19 protein-coding genes and 1 tRNA gene are annotated in these 18,754 nt (G+C 72.3%); 12 read left to right on the forward strand and 8 right to left on the reverse strand.

Going from position 1 to position 18,754, the window contains the following annotated elements:
- Positions 1-16: 16 nt before the first annotated feature.
- Positions 17-1,354 carry a hypothetical protein gene (locus ACLQ2X_RS11055; RefSeq protein ID WP_425680887.1) on the reverse strand — a complete coding sequence of 446 codons (1,338 nt, stop codon included), beginning with the start codon at positions 1,352-1,354 and terminating at the stop codon, positions 17-19.
- Positions 1,355-1,456: 102 nt separating this feature from the next.
- Between ACLQ2X_RS11055 and ACLQ2X_RS11060 the strand changes: the two genes are divergently transcribed.
- Entirely contained in the window at positions 1,457-2,128 is a 672-nt protein-coding gene (locus ACLQ2X_RS11060; protein WP_425680888.1) for a PASTA domain-containing protein, read from the forward strand.
- A 124-nt stretch (positions 2,129-2,252) separates the two neighbouring features.
- Entirely contained in the window at positions 2,253-3,083 is an 831-nt protein-coding gene (locus ACLQ2X_RS11065) for a PASTA domain-containing protein (protein WP_425680889.1), read from the forward strand.
- Positions 3,084-3,086: 3 nt separating this feature from the next.
- Here the strand turns inward: ACLQ2X_RS11065 and ACLQ2X_RS11070 are convergent, their stop codons facing one another.
- The gene (locus ACLQ2X_RS11070; RefSeq protein ID WP_425680890.1) at positions 3,087-3,518 is read right to left on the reverse strand and encodes a hypothetical protein; all 432 of its coding nucleotides are present in this window, start codon (positions 3,516-3,518) and stop codon (positions 3,087-3,089) included.
- A 105-nt stretch (positions 3,519-3,623) separates the two neighbouring features.
- Positions 3,624-3,911: a hypothetical protein gene (locus ACLQ2X_RS11075; protein ID WP_425680891.1), complete on the reverse strand. Its 288-nt coding sequence runs from the start codon at positions 3,909-3,911 to the stop codon at positions 3,624-3,626.
- Between the two features lie 615 nt (positions 3,912-4,526).
- On the opposite strand from ACLQ2X_RS11075, the gene ACLQ2X_RS11080 reads away from it, so the two are divergent.
- The 3 genes from ACLQ2X_RS11080 (at position 4,527) to ACLQ2X_RS11090 (ending at position 6,128) form a co-directional block, all read left to right on the forward strand.
- On the forward strand, positions 4,527-5,408 hold the full coding sequence (locus tag ACLQ2X_RS11080) for a helix-turn-helix domain-containing protein (protein WP_425680892.1): 882 nt from the start codon (positions 4,527-4,529) through the stop codon (positions 5,406-5,408).
- On the forward strand, positions 5,378-5,599 hold the full coding sequence (locus ACLQ2X_RS11085; RefSeq protein WP_425680893.1) for a DUF397 domain-containing protein: 222 nt from the start codon (positions 5,378-5,380) through the stop codon (positions 5,597-5,599). Before ACLQ2X_RS11080 ends, ACLQ2X_RS11085 begins: the two co-directional genes overlap by 31 nt.
- 136 nt (positions 5,600-5,735) lie before the next feature.
- Entirely contained in the window at positions 5,736-6,128 is a 393-nt protein-coding gene (locus tag ACLQ2X_RS11090; protein WP_425680894.1) for a hypothetical protein, read from the forward strand.
- On the opposite strand, the gene ACLQ2X_RS11095 is transcribed toward ACLQ2X_RS11090, so the two are convergent.
- The 4 genes from ACLQ2X_RS11095 to ACLQ2X_RS11110 form a co-directional block, all read right to left on the reverse strand.
- Positions 6,096-6,695 carry a hypothetical protein gene (locus ACLQ2X_RS11095; RefSeq protein WP_425680895.1) on the reverse strand — a complete coding sequence of 200 codons (600 nt, stop codon included), beginning with the start codon at positions 6,693-6,695 and terminating at the stop codon, positions 6,096-6,098. The two genes, ACLQ2X_RS11090 and ACLQ2X_RS11095, sit on opposite strands and share 33 nt — an antisense overlap.
- A 75-nt stretch (positions 6,696-6,770) precedes the next feature.
- Positions 6,771-7,577, reverse strand: coding sequence for a WecB/TagA/CpsF family glycosyltransferase (locus ACLQ2X_RS11100; RefSeq protein WP_425680896.1), 807 nt, complete (start codon positions 7,575-7,577; stop codon positions 6,771-6,773).
- On the reverse strand, positions 7,574-8,689 hold the full coding sequence (locus ACLQ2X_RS11105) for an NAD-dependent epimerase/dehydratase family protein (RefSeq protein WP_425680897.1): 1,116 nt from the start codon (positions 8,687-8,689) through the stop codon (positions 7,574-7,576). Before ACLQ2X_RS11105 ends, ACLQ2X_RS11100 begins: the two co-directional genes overlap by 4 nt.
- Before the next feature lie 63 nt (positions 8,690-8,752).
- Positions 8,753-8,838: transfer RNA gene (locus ACLQ2X_RS11110), tRNA-Leu, on the reverse strand.
- 208 nt (positions 8,839-9,046) lie between these two features.
- On the opposite strand from ACLQ2X_RS11110, the gene ACLQ2X_RS11115 reads away from it, so the two are divergent.
- Genes ACLQ2X_RS11115 through pknB form a run of 7 tightly spaced genes read left to right on the forward strand, consistent with a single transcriptional unit; the run spans position 9,047 to position 17,976 of the window.
- Positions 9,047-9,835, forward strand: a complete 789-nt coding sequence (locus ACLQ2X_RS11115; RefSeq protein WP_026267912.1) for an FhaA domain-containing protein — start codon at positions 9,047-9,049, stop codon at positions 9,833-9,835.
- A 6-nt stretch (positions 9,836-9,841) separates the two neighbouring features.
- Positions 9,842-10,327, forward strand: a complete 486-nt coding sequence (locus ACLQ2X_RS11120) for an FHA domain-containing protein FhaB/FipA (RefSeq protein ID WP_425680898.1) — start codon at positions 9,842-9,844, stop codon at positions 10,325-10,327.
- Positions 10,324-11,754: a PP2C family protein-serine/threonine phosphatase gene (locus tag ACLQ2X_RS11125; RefSeq protein ID WP_425680899.1), complete on the forward strand. Its 1,431-nt coding sequence runs from the start codon at positions 10,324-10,326 to the stop codon at positions 11,752-11,754. Before ACLQ2X_RS11120 ends, ACLQ2X_RS11125 begins: the two co-directional genes overlap by 4 nt.
- A gap of 28 nt (positions 11,755-11,782) precedes the next feature.
- On the forward strand, positions 11,783-13,273 hold the full coding sequence (locus tag ACLQ2X_RS11130; RefSeq protein WP_425680900.1) for an FtsW/RodA/SpoVE family cell cycle protein: 1,491 nt from the start codon (positions 11,783-11,785) through the stop codon (positions 13,271-13,273).
- On the forward strand, positions 13,270-14,778 hold the full coding sequence (locus ACLQ2X_RS11135; RefSeq protein WP_425680901.1) for a peptidoglycan D,D-transpeptidase FtsI family protein: 1,509 nt from the start codon (positions 13,270-13,272) through the stop codon (positions 14,776-14,778). Before ACLQ2X_RS11130 ends, ACLQ2X_RS11135 begins: the two co-directional genes overlap by 4 nt.
- A gap of 1 nt (position 14,779) precedes the next feature.
- A complete protein-coding gene (locus tag ACLQ2X_RS11140; protein WP_425680902.1) occupies positions 14,780-16,150 on the forward strand; it encodes a protein kinase domain-containing protein in 1,371 nt (456 codons plus the stop codon).
- Positions 16,147-17,976, forward strand: coding sequence for a Stk1 family PASTA domain-containing Ser/Thr kinase (pknB, locus tag ACLQ2X_RS11145; RefSeq protein WP_425680903.1), 1,830 nt, complete (start codon positions 16,147-16,149; stop codon positions 17,974-17,976). Before ACLQ2X_RS11140 ends, pknB begins: the two co-directional genes overlap by 4 nt.
- A gap of 123 nt (positions 17,977-18,099) precedes the next feature.
- Here the strand turns inward: pknB and ACLQ2X_RS11150 are convergent, their stop codons facing one another.
- On the reverse strand, positions 18,100-18,750 hold the full coding sequence (locus ACLQ2X_RS11150; RefSeq protein WP_425680904.1) for an aminodeoxychorismate/anthranilate synthase component II: 651 nt from the start codon (positions 18,748-18,750) through the stop codon (positions 18,100-18,102).
- Positions 18,751-18,754 lie beyond the last annotated feature (4 nt).

Below are 18,754 nucleotides of genomic sequence, written 5' to 3' on the forward strand. Positions count from 1 at the left end.
GCCGGCGGAAGTCGGGTCAGCGGGCGCGGCGGCGGGTTCTCGGTTCGGTGGGTGTCCCCGCCGGGTCCGGCACCGCCACGTCGTCGACGGGCGCCGTGGTCTCGCCCCGGTCGGTGGGCTCGACCGTCCCGGTCGATCCGGGCCGGCGCTGCGACGGGACCGGGCGTTCGCGTCGGTCCGCGGTCCGGGTGCCCCGACCCGGGGACACCCGGCGTTCCGGGTCCTGGCCACCGCTCGTCGCCTCCGCCAGGCCTGCCCCCGCCGGAGCCGCCTCGGTCGGAGCCGCCTCGGTCGGAGCTGCCCCGGTCGGAACGGCCTCCGCCGGGCCCGCCTTCGGGCCAAGGTCGGTCGAGCGGCTCGGCGCCTCGTCCGGGCCGGCCGGCTCCCGTGTCGCGTCCGACTTCCCGGCGGTCGGCTCGGCCTCCCCGACCCGCGGGCCGGGCACATCCTCCCGAGTGGGGTCGGCACCTCGGCGGTCGGCTCGCTGGGCGAGCGCGGCGATCAGCGCCGAGCCGCCGACGCCGGCGATCACCGCGTACGGCGCGATCAGATGGGCCGACAACTGCTCGGCGGCGATCCCGGCCAGCCGGGGCACGGCCAGCAGGTACGCCAGCGCGACAAGCAGCGGCCCGGCCGCACCGGAGGCCGCCGCGCCGACCCGGGTCCCCGGTGAGCGGGCCGCGCGGCGGGCCGCCACGACGCCGATCACCAGGGCGGAGAACAGCGACAGCAGCGCACCCGGCCAGTAGAAGTAGTCGCGGATCCAGAACGCACCCCGGTCCGCGCTGATCTGCCAGATGCCGAGTTGCGCGGTGCTCAGGCCACGGCCGGCGATCACCCCGTCGACCACCGACACCACGGCGAGCAGCCACAGCCAGCCGGAGGTGGCGATCAGGTTCGTGGCGGCGGCCCGGGTGTGCAGGGCCCAGGTGGCCAGCAGCACGCCGAGCAGCAGCCCGGCGGCGGCGTACCCGGCGGCGACCGCCTGCGGCGCGGAGACGTCCGGCACCTGGGCCGCCCGGGCCGGCACCGCCACGAGCAGGACGGTGACCAGCGCGCCGACCCCGGCCGCGAGCGCCAGACCGAGCCGGGGCAGCGTCCCCCTCGGCTCGGCGTCCCGCTCGGCGGCGCCCCGGAGCCGTTGGGCGCAGACCGCGCCGACGACCACCGAGGTCGCGGCGATCCAGGTCGCCCAGGCGAGACTCGCCACCCAGGCCGCCTCGACCCGGGCAGCCCCGCTCGGCGCCCAGTTGATGATGCCGAGCCCGTACCCGAAGCCGAGCTGCGCGGCCCCCGCGCCGGCAGCGACGCCGAGCGCGGCGGCGGTTGATCCTCCCCAGCCCCGTCTCGCCATGCGGGGGAGCGTAACCTCCCGGGGTCGGCGCGGCGAGTCGTGTGACAGGCGGTGACCGTTTGACGCCACCGGATACCGTCGCCGAGGACTGGGCGGGGGACTATGACCGACGAGTGGCGGCCGGTGGACGAAGGTGGTGCCCCCGGCCGGGGGAAGCCGATCCTCGGCGTCCTGGCGTTGATCGTGCTGGCGGTGATCGGGGCCGGTGCGGGTTGGGTCCTGGCCGGTGACCCGGAACGGCCGGTCGCGTCGCCCTCCCCGGCACCGCCCCCGGCCGCACCGACGTCGGCGCCGCCGACCGCACCCACGTCGAGCGCGTTGCCGACCACCGCCGACGCCCGACCCACCGGTACGCGTACGACCACGCCGACCGGGCTCACGGTGCCGGAGTTGGTCGGCGTCGACTTCGAACAGGCCCGGCGGGAACTGCGCGACCGGCGGCTGGGCTGGCGGTTGGTCTTCGGCACCGCAGCCGGCCGCGCGGTGGCCCGCACCTCGCCGTCCCCCGGTACGCCGGTGAAGCGTGGCATCACCGTCACGGTGTGGGTGGTCGGGCCGGCTCCCGCCGTCGCCGTGCCGGACGTGGGCGCGCTGTCCTGTTCGGATGCCGCCGACGACCTGGTCGACGCCGGGCTCTATCCCCGTTACGCCACCCAACGCCAGGGGTCCGTGTCGGCGCAGGCACCGACGGCCGGCGCCATGGCCCGGTGGAACGATCAGGTCGTGCTGACCTGCGGCACCTCGTCGCCGGTCGCCCCGTCGCCGACCCCCTGACGATGCCCCCGCGGGCTCCCGCCGTCGCGGTGCCGGCGCGCTGTTCCGGGCCGGCGGGGCCGCGGACCGTTACCGTGGACGATCGAGGGCGGTGCGCCCCGTCCCGGTGGGGAAAGGACGTGCCATGAGCGATGACCGTCAGGAGCCACCCGCCGGTGACGCGGACGCGACCCGGGCGTTCCCCCGGGACGTACCCGGCGGGGACAGCGACGCGACGCGGGCGTTCCCCCGGGATGCGGCCCGGGCCGACGCGGACGCGACGCGGGCGATGCCCCGGGACGCCGCCCGGACCGACGCGGACGCCACCCGTCCACTGCCCGGGGGAGCCCGTCCCCCGCTTGATGCCACCGCCCGGTCGGAGCCGGTGGGCGGTGGCGCGTGGTCGGGCCGGGCGGGGGTGCCGCCGCCGCGACCGGCCGGCTACGTCGAGCCCGGCGGCGAGTGGTACGGCAACGAACCGTCCGGTCGCCGCTGGTGGATGCCGATCCTGTTGGGCATCCTGGCGCTGGTACTCCTCGGCTTGATCGGGGCGGGGGTCTGGTGGGCGCTGCGCGCGTCCGAGCGGAACTCCGACCCGGAGGCCCCGGGCCCGTCGGGGGTGCCGAGCACCTCGGCGCAGACAAGTGCCGCGCCGACGAGCGCCGCCCCGAGCAGTGCGCCACCGAGCACACCGCCGGCCACGACGGCCGGGGTGCGGGTGCCGATGCCGCCGCTCGTCGGGCTGCCGGAGAGCGTCGCCCGGGCGGCGCTGGACCGGCTGGACGTGGACTACCGGGTGCAGCGTCGGCCGTCGGACCGGCCCGCCGGAACGGTGATCGCCACCGACCCGGATGCCGGCTACCCGGTGGGCGAGGGAGCCCGGGTCACCGTCGTGGTGGCCGAGCCGGAGCGGCCGACGGTGGGCGCGAGTACGCCGCGCTCCGGGCCGCCGACCACGAACACACCCACTCCCTGACGGTCACCACTGGCGGCGGCGGATGCCGACCAGACCCAGTCCGGCCAGCGAGATGGCGAGCCCGAGCAGGCCGGAATAGAACAGTGACCGGCTGAGGCCGTCCGTATCGGTGGGCCGGTCGGCGACCGTGCCCGCACCCGTACCCCCCTGCGGAGGCGGGGTGATCTCGGCCGCCCCGTTCGCCGCCCAGCCGTCCTCGTCGTCGTCATCTGCCGGCTCGCCCTCGTCGGCCGGTTCGTCAGCGGACCGGGGGTCGCCATCGACCACGGTGATCTCCGGTGCCGGTACGGGCTCGGCCAGTTGCTGGGTGGCGGAGAAGGCGGGATGCCGCACCACCAGGGCGAGCGCGGTGGCTACGACGAGGAAGAGCAGGAGCCCGACGGCGTAGCCGACACGGGACCGGTGGTGCCGTCGCGCGGCGGGCAGATTGACCATGACCATCCCAGGTTCAGGGTCCGTGGCGCGCGGGGTGGAACGTTGCCGGGGTGGCGTACCGAATTCTATGTCGTCGGCACGCCCGCCCGACCGGGAATCGTGAGGTCAGCTCACCCGAAGGGGGGTCCGGACCACCGGACGGCGGGGGGTGCGGATGGTGTGCTGGCGGGGCACCGGTGCGGCCTGGAGTTGGCGCAGCCCGTCTCCGAGTACGAAGATCGACCGTCGCTTGACAGCGTCACCGGCGGTGTTCAACTCGTAGCCCTCGAGCCAGAGCCAACCGTCGAAGGTCGGCCAGTCGAGCACCCGGATCACCCGGAACATGATCGGTTGAAGGAACTGGACACTCGCCGCGCGAGTCACGTGCAGTACGTCACCGGAGCGGGGCAGCACATGGACTCCTGGGAAGGTCGGCCGGTGGGACCGGCGAGGCTGAACGGGGGTCGGTGCGGTTCCGTGACGAAGGATCTGCCTCGTGGACCGGTGGTCTGTGGTTCGGTGCTGGTCGAGCCGTATCCGCGGTGGCGGACCGCCACCCGACCATCACCCGGCTGCTCCCGGTTACCGCTCCCGCCGCCGCAGCCAAGCTGGCGTGCAGCGGCGGGGTCTTCATCTCGGGGCAGGTCGCACGGCGCGGGAAGGCTCCCCTCCGGCTGTCCCACCGGTCGTGGGGTCACCACGCCCGGAGATCGCGCGGAGACGGTGAGTAACCCATGCCATACGGACAGAGTGCAGCAGGGACGTGCGACATGCAAGTTGCACGTCGAGTTTTGCCTATAAGCGAGTCCGACACACGTACCGGGACGCTTGATGCGTCAGGTACCGGGACGGCACACTGGACGCCGGTTCGCCCGACGCGGCCGGTCGACGACCGGCACCACCCCTGCCGCGAACGCTCGCCCGCCGCGAGTCGGTCGCGTCCGCGGTGGGCGTCGAACCCCGGGCGCGACCGACCGGAGGTAGCCGGGTGACTATGAGTCCTGGTCCCGTGGACCGGCGGACGGCGCCGTGAGCGAACGGCGCAGCCCGACCATCCGGCGGCGCCGGCTGGGGGCGGAACTCCGCCGACAGCGCGAGTCCGCCGGCATCACCATCGAGGCGGTGGCCGAGCAACTGGAGTGCTCGGCCTCCAAGGTCTCCCGCATCGAGACCGGCCACACCACCGCGACGCCCCGCGACGTGCGGGACATGCTCCGCATCTACGGAGTGGTCGGCGCGGAGAGCGACGAGCTGGTGCAGATCGCCCGCGAGGCGCGGCAGAAGGGGTGGTGGCACCCCTACAGCACGGTGCTTGTCGGCGCGTACGTCGGCCTGGAGGCCGCGGCCAGCACCATCCGGGCGTACGAGCAGCAGGTCGTGCCGGGGCTGCTGGAGACCGAGGAGTACGCCGGCGCGATGATCCGGGCCGCCCGGCCCGACTTCACCGCCGATCAGGTCGAGCAAAGGGTGCGTGTCCGTCTGGGCCGTCAGTCGTTGTTGACGCAGGACGATCCGGTCGATCTGTGGGTGGTGCTCGATGAGGCGGTGCTGAGCCGGCCGGTTGGCGGCGACGCAGTGATGCGTGGTCAGCTCAAACGGCTGGTGGAGGTGGCTGAGCTGCCGAACGTGACGGTGCAGGTCCTGCCCTTCGAGGTGGGTGCGCACGCCGGGATGGACGGGACCTTCACGATCCTCGGCTTCCCCGAGCCGAGTGATCCGGATGTCGTGTACGCGGAGAACGCCACGGGCGGGCTCTTCCTCGAGAAGAGCGACGAACTGCAGAAGTACAGCTTCATCTTCGATCACATTCGCGCAGCGGCCATCCGCCCGGAGGAGTCCATCGCACACATCGCGAAACTGGCAGAGGAGCCACTGTGGAAATGGCGACCAAGGAGTTCCCCGTGGACCTGACGCAGGCGACGTGGTTCAAGAGCTCGAAGAGCGGGCCGAACTGCGACAACTGCGTCGAGGTCGCGTACGTGACCGGGGCGGTCGGAGTGCGGGACTCGAAGGACAAGACCGGCCCCGCCCTGGTCTTCGCCCCAGGTGACTGGCACGCCTTCGTCGCCGGCACCAGGGGCGGTGCGTTCGGCCAGGGCTGAACCGGCATCGAAACGTGGTCCCGCCCGGCAGCGTCGCCGGGCGGGATCATGGCCGTCCACGTCGGAACCCGTCGCCAGTTCCGCCCCGCCTCGTTGAACCGCACGGATCGGCAACCGAACGAGGCAGGCGAGACGGATGACGACGATCGGTTCAGACAACCTCACCAACGGCCCGGGCAAGCCCGAACGGTTCGGCGGCAAATACCGGGGTGCCCGCCGGGACACCGTCCTGACCGAGGTGGTCTCCGGTGACGGCGAGGACGCCGGCCTTCCGCCGGAACAGGCCACGACGCCGCTCTCCCTGCCGTCGCTCGACCCCAACCCGCTCACCGAGCCGTCGTTCCCCCCGAGCGGCTGGCCGGTCGACCAACCGGAGTCCCTGGTGGACCATCCGCTGCTGCGCGGCCTGCTGATGGAGCTGCCGCCGAAGGGCAGCGTACCTCCGCCGGGCTGGCTCGACCGCTGGTTCGAGGCGACCCGCGCGATCCTCGAACTGCTATACGTGCAGGGCACCAGCCGATCGCGCTGACACCGCCTCCGCCGGTGGCCGGGCCCGCTCGGCGAGCCGGCTGTGCCGCAGCGCGTGGCGTACCCCGATCACGGCCACACCCAGCACCGCCGTGATCATCGGACCGGCGACGCCCGGGGTGTCGAACAGGTCGACCCCGGCGGCCGGCAGCAGTCCCAGCAGCACGGCGAGCGCCGTCACCTGAAGGGGCAGCGCGATCAGCGGATGCGCGGCGGCGGCACGGAGGCCGTGCGGGGCGGGTGTGTCCGGGGCGGCGGCGAACACGCCCGCGCCGGACCGCAACCGCCGCACCCGCCGTACCGTGCAGACGGCCACGACGGTCGCCGGCACCGCCGCGACGGCGAGGCCGGCGGCCGCCCGGTCCAGCGCGGTGTCCCCGGCGCTCTGCAGGCCCGCGACGAGCACCGCCGCGGTCAGCGCCAGGCCGGCCAGCACCAGGGCGGACAACCATCCGGTACGCCGACGGAACGCGCCCGCGCGGTCCAGCCCGGGCAGGCCCTCCGCCACCAGGCCGGCGGCGAGCCAGACGGCGGCGAGGGGAAGCAGTACGGCGAGACGGTCATCCATGGGCCCAGCCTTGCCCACCGCGGCGTCCACCGAATCCGGGACGGCACCCCGTTTCCCCCGTAGGGGTGGGGCACCTCAGACGTCGAAGGTGGTCAGGCGTCCGGTGGCCGGCGGCGGCGGGGTGGCCTTCCACAGGCCGGTCTTCTGCGCGGCCAGGCGGGCCAGGTAGGCCGGGTTGAGGATGACGTATCGGCGCCACAGCCGCTTCGGCTCCAGGCCGAGTCGCCAGAACCACTCCAGCCCGGCCCGCTGCATCCACGGTGGCGGGTTGCGCAGCAGCCCGGCGTGGTAGTCGAATGCCGCGCCGACCGCCATCAGCGGCATGTCCAGCAGCGGTCGCATCGCGTACGCGAAGACCTCCTGCCGGGGGCAGCCCAGTCCGACGAGGACGAGGCGGGCACCGCTGGCCCGGATCCGCTCGGCGATCTCGGCGTCCTCACCCGGCGTGGCCGCGCGGAACTTCGACGGCTCCACACCGGCGATCTTCAACGCGGGGAACCTGCTCTCCAGCATCGGCACCAGGCGGGCCAGCGTCTCCTCGGTGGAGCCGTAGAGGTAGACCGGCAGCCCTTCGTCGGCGAACCGGGCGAGCACCCGCAGGGTCAGCTCCGGGCCGTAGACGCGGTCGGTGAGGCCGGCGCCGTGCAGCAGGTTCAACGCCCAACGCACCGGCTGGCCGTCGGGGGTGACCACGTCGAACGAGTTCAGCCGGGCGTTGTGCGCCGGGTCGAGCACCCCGGTCATCACGCCGTGCACGGCCAGCGCGGTGAGCGCCAGCGGGCGACGCTCGTGCGCGGCCGACACCACCGCCTCGGTGGCCCGGGCGTAGTCGGTGGCGTCGACCCCGACGCCGAGCACGTTGCGCTTGGTCTCGCCGGTCATGCCTTCGGCACCCACTTGTCGGCGTTCGCCTCGTAGATCTCGCGGAGGATCATCGGCACGTCGTAGGTGATCTTCCAGGCGGGGTAGTGCTCCTCGAACCGGGCCATGCTGCTGACGTACCACTGGTGGTCGCCGGTGCGGGCCTGCTCGACGTAGTTGATCCGGGCCTCGCGACCGGTGATCTCCTGGGCGACCCGGAACGCCTCGATGTGCGAGGTGTTCGAGTGCCGGCCGCCGCCGAGGTTGTAGACCTGGGCGGAGCGCGGCTCGCGGAAGAACGCCTCGAACGCGGTGAGCACGTCGTGGGAGTGGATCGCGTCCCGGACCATCTTCCCCTTGTAGCCGAAGAGGTTGTACGTCCGGCCCTCCATCACGCACCGCATCAGGTAGGCCAGGAAACCGTGCAGCTCGGCCGCCGAGTGCGCCGGGCCGGTCAGCGTGCCACCGCGGAAGCAGGCGGTCTTCATGTCGAAGTACCTGCCGTACTCCTGGACCATCACGTCCGAGGCGACCTTGGAGGCGCCGAAGATCGAGTGCAGCGACTCGTCGATCGACATGTCCTCGGTGATGCCGTCGTACCAGTGGTGGTCCTCGGGCAGTTCGTAGCGGGTCTCCAGCTCGATCAGCGGGAGGGAGTTGGGGCGGTCGCCGTAGACCTTGTTCGTGGAACAGTGGATGAACGGCGCCTCGACGGCGTGCCGCCGGGTGTTCTCCAGCACGTTGAGCGTGCCGACGGCGTTGACGTCGAAGTCGGTGTACGGCTCCTTGGCGGCCCAGTCGTGGCTCGGCTGCGCGGCGCTGTGGATGACCACGGCGATGTCCCGGCCGTACCGCTTGAAGACCTGCTCCAGACCGTCCCGGTCGCGGATGTCCACCGCGTGGTGGGTGTACGCCGAGCCGAGGTCGGCGGCGAGCCGGTCGAGACTCCAGGCGGTCGAGCCGTCCTCGCCGAAGAAGTACCGCCGCATGTCGTTGTCGATGCCGACCACGTCGAGACCGAGACCGGCGAAGTGCCGGGCCGCCTCGGAGCCGATCAGACCGCCGGAACCGGTCACCAACGCGACAGTCACACGCCACTCCTGGTCCATCGGAGGCAGAAACCATCGGAGCATAGCGTGACGTCCGGAACGCCCCGATACGACGCGAGGGCCCCGCAGCCTGCGGAGCCCTCGTTGTGGTGGGGAAGGGGGGAGTTGAACCCCCACGCCCTTTCGGGCACACGGACCTGAACCGTGCGCGTCTGCCATTCCGCCACTTCCCCGTGGCCGACCGGTGAAACCGTATCCGATCCGGTCCCCGCGATCTGCGCCGGGTGCCGGGACATATTACGCTGTCCACTGGTCACGCCACGAGCGGTTACCGTTCGTGGCGGACGAAACTGTAGCACGTCCGCAGGCCCGGTCACGAACGGGCCGTCGGCAGCCGGCCGAGCGGCGTGTGAGCTGCGGAGGCGGTGTCCGGATACCATCATTGCCTCGGGACCCGAGGAGGAGCCGGTGAGCGTGCTGCAACGCTTCGAGAAGCGTCTGGAAGGCCTGGTCGAGGGGGCCTTCGCCAAGGTCTTCAAAGGGGTGGTCCACCCCGTGGAGATCCTCAACGCCATGCAGCGGGAGGCCGAGGCGCACAAGGCGATCCTGGCCGGTGGGCGCACGTTGGTGCCCAACCGCTACGTGATCGATCTCTCGCCGTACGACCACAGTCGGTTGGCGCCGTACGCGGCCGCCCTGGCGCAGGAACTGGCCCAGTCGCAGGCCGAGTTCATCGGCGAGCAGGCGTGGACCGTATACGGCGACGTGATCGTCGAGGTGGAACGCGGTGAGGGCCTGGACACCGGCATGTTCCGGGTCACCGCCGAGGTCTACACCGGTGGGGACGTCGCCCCGGTCTCGGCGCCCGGCGGCTACGACGCCGGCCCGGCGTACCCGGCGTACGACCAGGGCGGCGGCTACGGCCCTCCGCCCGGCCACGGGGGCGGTCGCAACGTCCGCCTGGTCTCCGGCGACGGCCGCACCTACCCGCTCCAGATGGGCTCGACGGTGATCGGCCGCGGCGACCAGGCAAACCTGCGTCTGCCGGACGTCGGCATCTCCCGGCGCCACGCCCGGCTGGACTTCGACGGCGGTCAGGTCGTCCTGACCGACCTGGGCTCCACCAACGGCACGATGGTCAACGGCCAGCGGGTCTCGGCGGTCGCCCTCAACCCCGGCGACATGATCCAGCTCGGCACCACGACGCTGACCTTCCGCGTGGACGGCTGATCCGCGTTGCCGGAACTCGTCATCACCGTCGCCCGGTTCGGGTTCCTCATCCTGCTGTGGATCTTCGTGTTCACAGTGGTCGGCGTGATCCGCCGGGACCTGTTCGCCGGGGCCCGGTCGGGTCGGCTGGTGGCCGCGCCCCGGGGCGTCGGCGCGTCGACCGGGCAGCCCGGCAAGCCGGCGAAGGCCAAGCGTGGCCGGGCCGCCCGCCAGTTGGTGGTCACCGCCGGCCAACTCGCCGGGACCCGGATCACGCTCGGGGAGGCCCAGATCACCATCGGCCGTGCGGAGGACTCGACACTGGTGATCACCGACGACTACGCCTCGGCGCGACACGCCCGGCTGCTTCCCCGGGACGGGCAGTGGTACGTCGAGGACCTCGGATCGACTAACGGCACCTATCTGGATCGCGCTAAGGTCACCGGACCAACCCCCGTCCCCCTCGGCGTGCCGATCCGGATCGGCCGCACTTCCCTCGAATTACGGCCATGACTCTGACCCTGCGTTACGCGGCCCACAGCGACCGCGGTCTGATCCGAGACGGCAATCAAGATTCCGTCTACGCCGGACCGCGGCTGCTCGCCGTAGCCGACGGCATGGGCGGCATGGCCGCCGGTGACGTCGCCAGCAACATCGTCATCGGTGCCATGGCGCCGCTCGACGAGGACGTCCCAGGGGACGCCCTCGTCGACGCGCTCCGCTCCGCCGTGAGCACCGCCAACCAACAGCTCCGCGACACCGTGGACGCCAACCCGCAGCTGGAGGGGATGGGCACGACGCTCACCGCGACCCTCTTCTCCGGCAGCAAGCTCGGGATGGTCCACATCGGTGACTCGCGTGCCTATCTCCTGCGCAACGGTGAGTTCGCGCAGGTCACCAAGGACGACACCTACGTCCAGATGCTCGTCGACGAGGGCCGGATCAGCGCCGAGGAGGCGAGCAGCCACCCCCAGCGCTCGCTGCTCACCCGCGCGCTCGACGGCCGGGACATCGACCCGGAGTACAGCGTCCGCCAGGTGTTGCCCGGCGACCGCTACCTGATCTGCTCCGACGGGCTCTCCGGCGTGGTCAGCGCGGACACCATCGCCGACACGATGCGGGAATACCCCGACCCGCAGCGGTGCGTGGAACGTCTGGTGCAACTCGCGTTGCGCGGCGGCGGTCCGGACAACATCACCGTGATCGTCGCGGACGCCACCGACCAGGACATCGTCGAGGCGTCCCCGATCGTCGGCGGCGCTGCCGCCCGCGACCGGGGCATGGCGACCTCGGCCGACGAGTCCACCCCGGCGGCGCGCGCCTCCGCGCTGTCCGCTCCCCGGTCGCCGGCGCCGGAGGAGCCCGCCGATACCCGCGACGACGAACCCGAGCGGCGTCGCCGCCGGCCGTTGCGCACCGTCGCGATGGTGGTGGCGCTGGCCGTCATCGTCGGCGGCGGCATGTTCGGCGGCTGGACCTACACCCAGCGGCAGTACTACGTGGGTGCCACCGACGACGGCCAGCTCGCGGTCTTCCGGGGGGTGCCCGGCCAGGTCGCCGGGCTGAACCTGTCGGACGTGCACGAGCGCAGCGGCTCCCGGCTCGACGACCTGACCCTGGCTGCGCAGGAGCGGGTGAAGCAGGGCATCCAGGCCAAGAGCCAGCCGGATGCGGAGCGCCGACTGGCCGAGTTGACAAGCGACGACCCGGGCAACCCGAACCTCAAGCCGCTCTGCCCGCCCGACCCGTCGCCCGGCCTGACCACGCCCAGCCCGGCGTTCACCCCGCCGCCGAACGGGGGTGCACTGCCCACGCCGACCGCCGGCACGCCGACGGCCGCACCGGCTCCCGGGGCGGCGACGCCGACCACCACGCCCGACGCCGTTCCCTCCGACACCGACGCGCCGGCCGATCCGGCCGGCTGCCGGTCGCCGGAGTGAGCGCCGGCTCGATTCCGAGGACGAACCCGTGACCGCAGCCGCCGCACCGGCAGCCTCGCCCGCCTCGACGGGCGAGGAGTCCGGCGTACGCCTGGCCCGGTCCCGGCGTAACGCCGAGCTGTCCCTGCTCCTGGTCGCCATGGTGCTGGTGGCGGCGTACGCGGCGATGGTCGAGGCGAAGGCGCTTGACACGATCACGCCCGACTTCTGGGTTCCGGCCGCCGCGTTGGGGCTGGTCTTCCTGGGCCTGCATCTGGTGATCCGCTTCCTGGCGCCGTTCGCCGACCCGGCGTTGCTGCCGGCGGTGGCGCTGCTCAACGGCATCGGGGTCGGCTTCCTACGCCGCTACGACCTGGCCAAGGCCGCGCCGGCGGAGCGGGAGGACCTGGCCATCTTCGCGGGCACCGGAGGTCGGCAGCTCGCCTGGACGCTCGCTGCGGTGGTGCTCGCCGCGGCTCTGCTGGCGATCCTGCGCGACCACCGGTCGTTGTCGCGGTACGCGTACACGCTGGGCCTGGCCGGCATCGTGCTGGTGATGATCCCGGCGGTGCTGCCGAGCAGATTCTCCGAGATCAACGGCGCCAAGCTGTGGATCAAGTTCGGCGGGTTCTCCATCCAGCCGGGTGAGTTCGCCAAGCTGGCCCTGCTCACGTTCTTCGCCTACTACCTGGTGCGCAAGCGCGAGGTGCTCTCGCTGGCGAGCCGGCGGGTGCTCGGCATCGACTTTCCCCGTGGACGCGACCTCGGCCCGGTCCTGGTGGTCTGGATCATCAGCCTCCTGGTGCTGATCTTCGAGAAGGACCTGGGCACGTCGCTGCTCTACTTCGGCATGTTCGTGGTGACGCTCTACATCGCCACCGAGCGGGTCAGTTGGCTGATCATCGGTCTGCTGCTGTTCTTCGGCGGCGCCTACCTGGCATATCTGCTGGGCAGCACGGTGGGTGGGCCGTTCGCCAACTTCTACGACCGGGCGCAGATCTGGCTCGACCCGTTCGCCGAGCCGTACGACCGGGGTTACCAACTGGTCCAGGGTCTGCTCACGCTCGGCACCGGCGGCCTGTTCGGTGCCGGCCCGGGTGGCGGTCAGCCGGCGTTGCTGCCCGAGGTGCAGACCGACTTCATCTTCGCCGGCATCGGCGAGGAGATCGGTCTGTTCGGTCTGTCCGCGCTGCTGGTGATCTATCTGCTGATCGTCGAGCGCGGCCTGCGCGCCGCGTTGGCGGTGCGGGACTCGTTCGGCAAGCTGCTCGCCGGTGGCCTGGCGTTCACGCTGGGTCTGCAGGTCTTCGTCATCGTCGGCGGGATCAGCAAGCTCATCCCGCTGACCGGTCAGACCACCCCGTTCCTGTCCGCCGGTGGCTCCTCGCTGATGGCGAACTGGCTGCTCATCGCGGTGCTGCTGCGGGTCTCCGACGGCGCGCGCCGCCCGGTGACCGGTGGGCGCGGCCCGGCGGCCCGGCCCGCCGGTGGCCCGCCCGAGCAGTTGCACGGCGCTCCCACGGAGGTGATCCGACCGTGAACGCCCCCCTGCGCCGCGTCGGCGTGGTCGTGATGGTCCTGTTCGGGCTGCTCTTCGCGAACCTGAACTGGATCCAGGCCTACAAGGCCGACGAATACCGCAACAGCGACTACAACGGTCGGGTCCAAGTGGCCGAGTACGACCGCAAGCGCGGCAACATCGAGGTCGGCGGCACCGCGTACGCGCTCAGCAAGGAGACCGGCGGTGAGCTGAAGTACCAGCGCACCTACCCGGGCGGCAAGACGTACGCGCACGTGCTCGGCTGGAAGCCGGTCAACGGCAGCGCGAGCGGCATCGAGCGGGTGGAGAACGACTTCCTCGCCGGCACCAGCGACGCGCTCATCGCCAGCCGGATCAAGGACATGTTCACCGGCGACGAGACCGGCGGCGGAAACGTGCTGCTGACGCTCTCGAAGCGGGCCCAGGAAACGGCGTACAAGCAGCTCAACGACAACCAGGTGGGCGCGACCAAGGGCGCGGCCATCGCGATCGACCCGCGTACCGGCGCGGTGCAGGCGCTCGTCTCCATGCCGAGTTTCGACCCGAACCCGCTGGCCAGCCACAACAGCACCGAGGCCGACCGGGCGTACAACGCGCTGGAGAAGGACAAGGACCGGCCGCTGGCGAACCGGGCACTGTCCGAGACCTTGCCCCCGGGCTCCACCTTCAAGGTCATCATGGCTGCGGCCGCGCTGGAGAACGGCATCGGCCCGCAGACCCAGATCCCGGCCGGGTCGAGCTACACCGCGCCCGGCGCGGGCAAGCCGATCCGCAACGCCCGGACGTCGATCTGCCCTGAGTCCCAGGTGACGCTGCGCGAGGCGGTGACCGAGTCCTGCAACACCGGCTTCGCGCAGCTCGGCGTGCGCCTCGGCGCGGACAAGGTCAAGGAGAAGGCCAAGCAGTTCGGCTTCGAGCAGGACGACCTCACCGTCGGCCAGCTCGGCGAGGGCGGCCTGCCGGTGGCGGCCAGCCGCACCGGCGACATGCAGAACCCGGACGGCAGCCCCGACCAGGCGGCGCTGGCGCAGTCGTCGATCGGCCAGAACAACGTGCGGATGACGCCGTTGCAGGGCGCCCTGATCGCCGCGACGGTGGCCAACAAGGACGGCAAGCAGATGCGTCCCTACCTGGTCAAGCAGCTGCTTGGGCCGGACCGCACCACGGTCTACAGCCCTGCCCAGCCGCGTGAACTGCGCCGGCCGATCAGTGGCCAGGTCGCCGCCGACCTGCGCGACATGATGCAGAACGTGGTGAAGGAGGGCACCGGCCGCCGGGCCGCCATCGACGGCTACCTGGTCGGCGGCAAGACCGGCACCGCCGAGTCCGGCCCGAACACCCCGGACCACGGCTGGTTCATCGGCTTCGCCCTGGACAAGAACGGCACGCCGCTCTCCGCGGTCTGCGTCGAACTGGAACAGGCCGGCAGCGACGGCAGCGCCGAGGCGGCCCGGATCGCCGGCCGGATCATGGCGGCGGCCATCGCGGACTCCGGGAGGCGCTGACGTGCTGAGCCCGGGGGTGAAGCTCGGCAACCGCTACCGCCTCGACGAGCGGATCGCCAGCGGCGGCATGGGCGACGTGTGGCGCGGCACCGACCAGGTGCTGGGCCGTACCGTCGCGGTCAAGAGCCTGCTTCCCGCTCTGCTGGACGAGCCGGGTTTCGCCGAGCGGTTCCGCGGCGAGGCGCGGACGATGGCTACCATCAACCACCCCGGCGTGGTCGACGTCTACGACTTCGGCAGCGACCAGCACATCGCGTTCCTGGTCATGGAGTACGTCGAGGGCGACGCGCTCTCCGCCACGCTCAGCCGGGTCGGCCGGCTGACCCCGGCCCGCACGATGGCGCTGCTGGCGCAGGCCGCCGACGCGCTGCACGCGGCGCACGAGAAGGGCATCGTGCACCGGGACGTGAAGCCCGGCAACCTGCTGGTCCGGCCGAACGGCACGCTCGTGCTCACCGACTTCGGCATCGCCCGCTCCGAGCTGGTCGGCCAGCTCACCGCTGCCGGTTCGGTGCTCGGTACCGCCTCGTACATCTCGCCGGAGCAGGCCACCGGTGCGGTCGCCACCCCGGCGTCGGACGTCTACGCGCTCGGTGTGGTGGCATACCAGTGCCTGGCCGGGCGGCGTCCCTTCGAGGGCGAGAGCCCGCTGGAAATCGCCATGAAGCACGTACGGGAGGCTCCCCGGGCCCTGCCCGCGGACATCCCGCCGCAGGTGAAGGTGATCGTCGAGCGGGCCCTGGCGAAGGATCCGGCGGCCCGCTGGCCCAGCGCCGCCGCCCTGGCCGGCGTCGCCCGGCAGGCCAAGCTGGCGCTCTCCCAGCAGGCGCGCTCCGGCGGTCGCCCGATCTCCGGCGTGCCCGCGTCGCCGGCCGCGCCTGTCGCGCGGGCGAAGGTGCCGAACCCCGCCGCCCGCCCGCAGCCGCGGCCGCCCGTCTCGCCGGCCCGCCCGCAGGTGGGTCCGCGCCCGACCGCGGTGGCGCATCCCGCGGTCGCGCATCCGGTCCCGCAACCCCGCCCACCGGTGGCGCCGCGTGGTGCGGCCCCCGTCCAGCACCCGCGCCCTCCGCACAACCCCGGGGGGTACGCCCGCCCGCCTGCCGCACCACCACCGCCGCCCCGGCGTTCCCGGACCCGGTTCTGGACGACGGCGATCGTGGTGGCCGTGCTGGTCATCCTCTGTTCGGGAGTGATTTCGTTCCTGTTCCGGAAATACGGTTCCACGGCGGCCGGCCCGACGGGTGTGAGCGCGACCTCCGGCGCGGTGCGGCCGTACGGAGGCGACTATCTGGTCCGCACGTCGTACGGTCGTGAGGTACGCCTCCAGCCGGTCGGCGACGCAACGACGAGCGAAGGACGAGAGACGCGATGACAGCGCAGGCCCGCCTGCTCGGTGGCAGGTACCAGGTCGGCGAGCTGCTGGGCTACGGCGGCATGGCGGAGGTGCACCGTGGCCGCGATCTCCGGCTCGGGCGGGATGTCGCGATCAAGATGCTTCGTACCGACCTGGCCCGGGATGCCACCTTCCAGATGCGGTTCCGCCGCGAGGCCCAGAACGCCGCATCCCTCAACCACCCGGCAATCGTCGCCGTCTACGACACCGGCGAGGAGACCGCTCCCACCGGCGAGACCCTGCCGTTCATCGTGATGGAGTTCGTCAACGGCCGGACCCTCAAGGAGGTCCTCGGCGTCGAGGGGCGGCTCCAGCCGCGCCGGGCGCTGGAGATCTGCGCCGACATGTGCGCGGCGCTGGAGTTCAGCCACCGGCACGGGATCATCCACCGGGACATCAAGCCCGGCAACGTGATGCTCACCCAGACCGGCCAGGTCAAGGTGATGGACTTCGGCATCGCCAGGGCGCTGGCCAGCGGTGCCACCACGATGACGCAGACCAGCGCGGTCATCGGCACCGCCCAGTACCTGTCGCCCGAGCAGGCGCGCGGGGAGGCGGTCGACGCCCGCTCCGACGTCTACGCGGCCGGCTGCGTGCTGTTCGAACTGGTCTGCGGGCATCCGCCGTTCGTCGGCGACAGCCCGGTCAGCGTCGCCTACCAGCACGTGCGGGAGCAGCCGCCGACGCCCAGCACGATCAACCCGGACGTCACCCCGGCGGTCGACGCGATCGTGCTCAAGGCGCTGTCGAAGAACCCGCTCAACCGCTACCAGAGCGCCGGCGAGATGCGGGCCGACCTGCTCCGCGCCGCCGCCGGCCGCCCGGTGCTGGCCACCCCGGTGATGCCCGCCGAGGAGACCATGCCGATGGCGGCTGCCGCCGGGGGCGGTTACCACCAGGCGCAGCAGACCCAGATGATGGGTCCGCAGACCCGCCAGCAGCAGCCGGCCCGGGTCGGTGATCCCGGCAAGCGCAAGAGCTCGTCCTGGGTCATCGCCGTGTTCGCCGCGCTGGGCGTGCTCGCGGTGATCGCGCTGGGCACGGCGCTCTGGCTCAACCAGACCGGCAACGAGAAGGTGTCGGTGCCGCAGGTGGTGGGCCGCTCGCAGGCCGACGCGCGGGCGGCGATCGACCAGGTCGGGCTGCAGTTCAGGGCCGGCCCGCCGGTGCAGAACACCACATGCGAGAAGGGCTCCGTGGTCGACCAGAACCCGAAGTTCGGTCAGCGGGTGGACAAGGACAGCACGGTCACCGTCCAGGTCTGCACCGGCCCGGGCCAGGTCAACGTCCCCGGCGGTCTGGTCGGCAGCCAGTTCGAAGCCGCGCAGGAAACCCTGCGTGCGCGAAACCTCGTCCCCGTGCGCAAGGACGTGGACAGCAGTGCCCCGAAGGGACAGGTCGTCAGGGCCTCGCCCGTCCCGGGCACGCCAGTCAACGAGGGCAGCAGCGTGACCCTCGAGGTCTCCGAGGGCAACATCGGCGAGGTGCCGAACGTCCGCGGCTATACCGAGGAGCAGGCGGAGCAGCAGCTCAAGGGCGCCGGCTACAAAGTCAAGGTCGAGAAGGGCAACGAGGTCGAGCCCTCCCAGGCCGGCAAGGTGAGCCGCCAGTCGCCGGCGGCCGGTGCTCGACTGGAAAAGGGTAAGACGGTGACCATCGAGGTCGACGTCCCGCTGGAAGAGGAGGAGCCGACGAGTCCGACGCCCTCGGTCACCCCCAGCGTGAGCCCCAGCACCCCGGGCGGCGGTGGCGGCGGTAGCGGCCTCCCCCTCCCGACCCTCCCCCCAACCCGCACCACCCCGTAACCGCCCCACCCACCCCTGCCCGCAGCGTGCGGGGTGGGTCGGCGTGCCCGCGTGCGCCGTCCCGCGTTCGCCGCCCGTCTGCCCCGCCCGTATGAGCAGGCCGGGCCAGCCGGGTGGGGTGGGTCAGGCCGTGGCGAAGGCGGCCCGGCGGCGGGCGTCCACCTCGGCGGCCAACTCGGGGGCGCGCTCCAGTGCCTCCGGGAAGCCGCAGGCGGCCAGCCAGTTCGCCAGCATCAGGTGGCCGCCCTCGGTCAGCACCGACTCCGGGTGGAACTGCACGCCCTCGATCGGCAGCGTGCGGTGGCGCATCGCCATCACCACACCCGAGTCGGTCCGGCCGGTGACCTCCAACTCGTCGGGGAGCGTCTCGGGCAGCACGGCGAGCGAGTGGTAGCGGGTGGCGGTGAACGGGTCGGGCAGGCCGGCGAGCACGCCCACACCGTCGTGGCGTACCTCGGAGGTCTTGCCGTGCAGCAGCTCCGGCGCCCGGGTGACGGTCGCGCCGAACGCCTCGCCGATCGCCTGGTGTCCGAGGCAGACACCGAAGATCGGGAGCTTGCCGGCGTACTCCCGGATCACGTCCAGGCAGATGCCGGCCCGGTCCGGGGTGCCCGGACCGGGGGACAGCAGGATGCCGCCGGCGCCGACCCGACCCACCTCGGCCACGTCGATCTCGTCGTTGCGGCGGATGTCGCACTCCGCCCCGAGCTGCCCCAGGTACTGCACGAGGTTGAAGACGAACGAATCGTAGTTGTCGATCACCAGGACGCGCATCGGG

The sequence above is a fragment of the Micromonospora sp. DT31 genome, assembly GCF_049841795.1.
GTDB lineage: Bacteria > Actinomycetota > Actinomycetes > Mycobacteriales > Micromonosporaceae > Micromonospora.

Coding starts and splice junctions, on each gene's coding strand:
- ACLQ2X_RS11055 (WP_425680887.1), bottom strand. CDS start 1,354: ATGGCGAGACGGGGCTGGGGAGGATCAACCGCCGCCGCGCTCGGCGTC.
- ACLQ2X_RS11095 (WP_425680895.1), bottom strand. CDS start 6,695: ATGGATGACCGTCTCGCCGTACTGCTTCCCCTCGCCGCCGTCTGGCTC.
- ACLQ2X_RS11105 (WP_425680897.1), bottom strand. CDS start 8,689: ATGCTCCGATGGTTTCTGCCTCCGATGGACCAGGAGTGGCGTGTGACT.
- ACLQ2X_RS11065 (WP_425680889.1), top strand. CDS start 2,253: ATGAGCGATGACCGTCAGGAGCCACCCGCCGGTGACGCGGACGCGACC.
- ACLQ2X_RS11100 (WP_425680896.1), bottom strand. CDS start 7,577: ATGACCGGCGAGACCAAGCGCAACGTGCTCGGCGTCGGGGTCGACGCC.
- ACLQ2X_RS11060 (WP_425680888.1), top strand. CDS start 1,457: ATGACCGACGAGTGGCGGCCGGTGGACGAAGGTGGTGCCCCCGGCCGG.
- ACLQ2X_RS11070 (WP_425680890.1), bottom strand. CDS start 3,518: ATGGTCAATCTGCCCGCCGCGCGACGGCACCACCGGTCCCGTGTCGGC.
- pknB (WP_425680903.1), top strand. CDS start 16,147: ATGACAGCGCAGGCCCGCCTGCTCGGTGGCAGGTACCAGGTCGGCGAG.
- ACLQ2X_RS11150 (WP_425680904.1), bottom strand. CDS start 18,750: ATGCGCGTCCTGGTGATCGACAACTACGATTCGTTCGTCTTCAACCTC.
- ACLQ2X_RS11125 (WP_425680899.1), top strand. CDS start 10,324: ATGACTCTGACCCTGCGTTACGCGGCCCACAGCGACCGCGGTCTGATC.
- ACLQ2X_RS11090 (WP_425680894.1), top strand. CDS start 5,736: ATGACGACGATCGGTTCAGACAACCTCACCAACGGCCCGGGCAAGCCC.
- ACLQ2X_RS11085 (WP_425680893.1), top strand. CDS start 5,378: ATGGCGACCAAGGAGTTCCCCGTGGACCTGACGCAGGCGACGTGGTTC.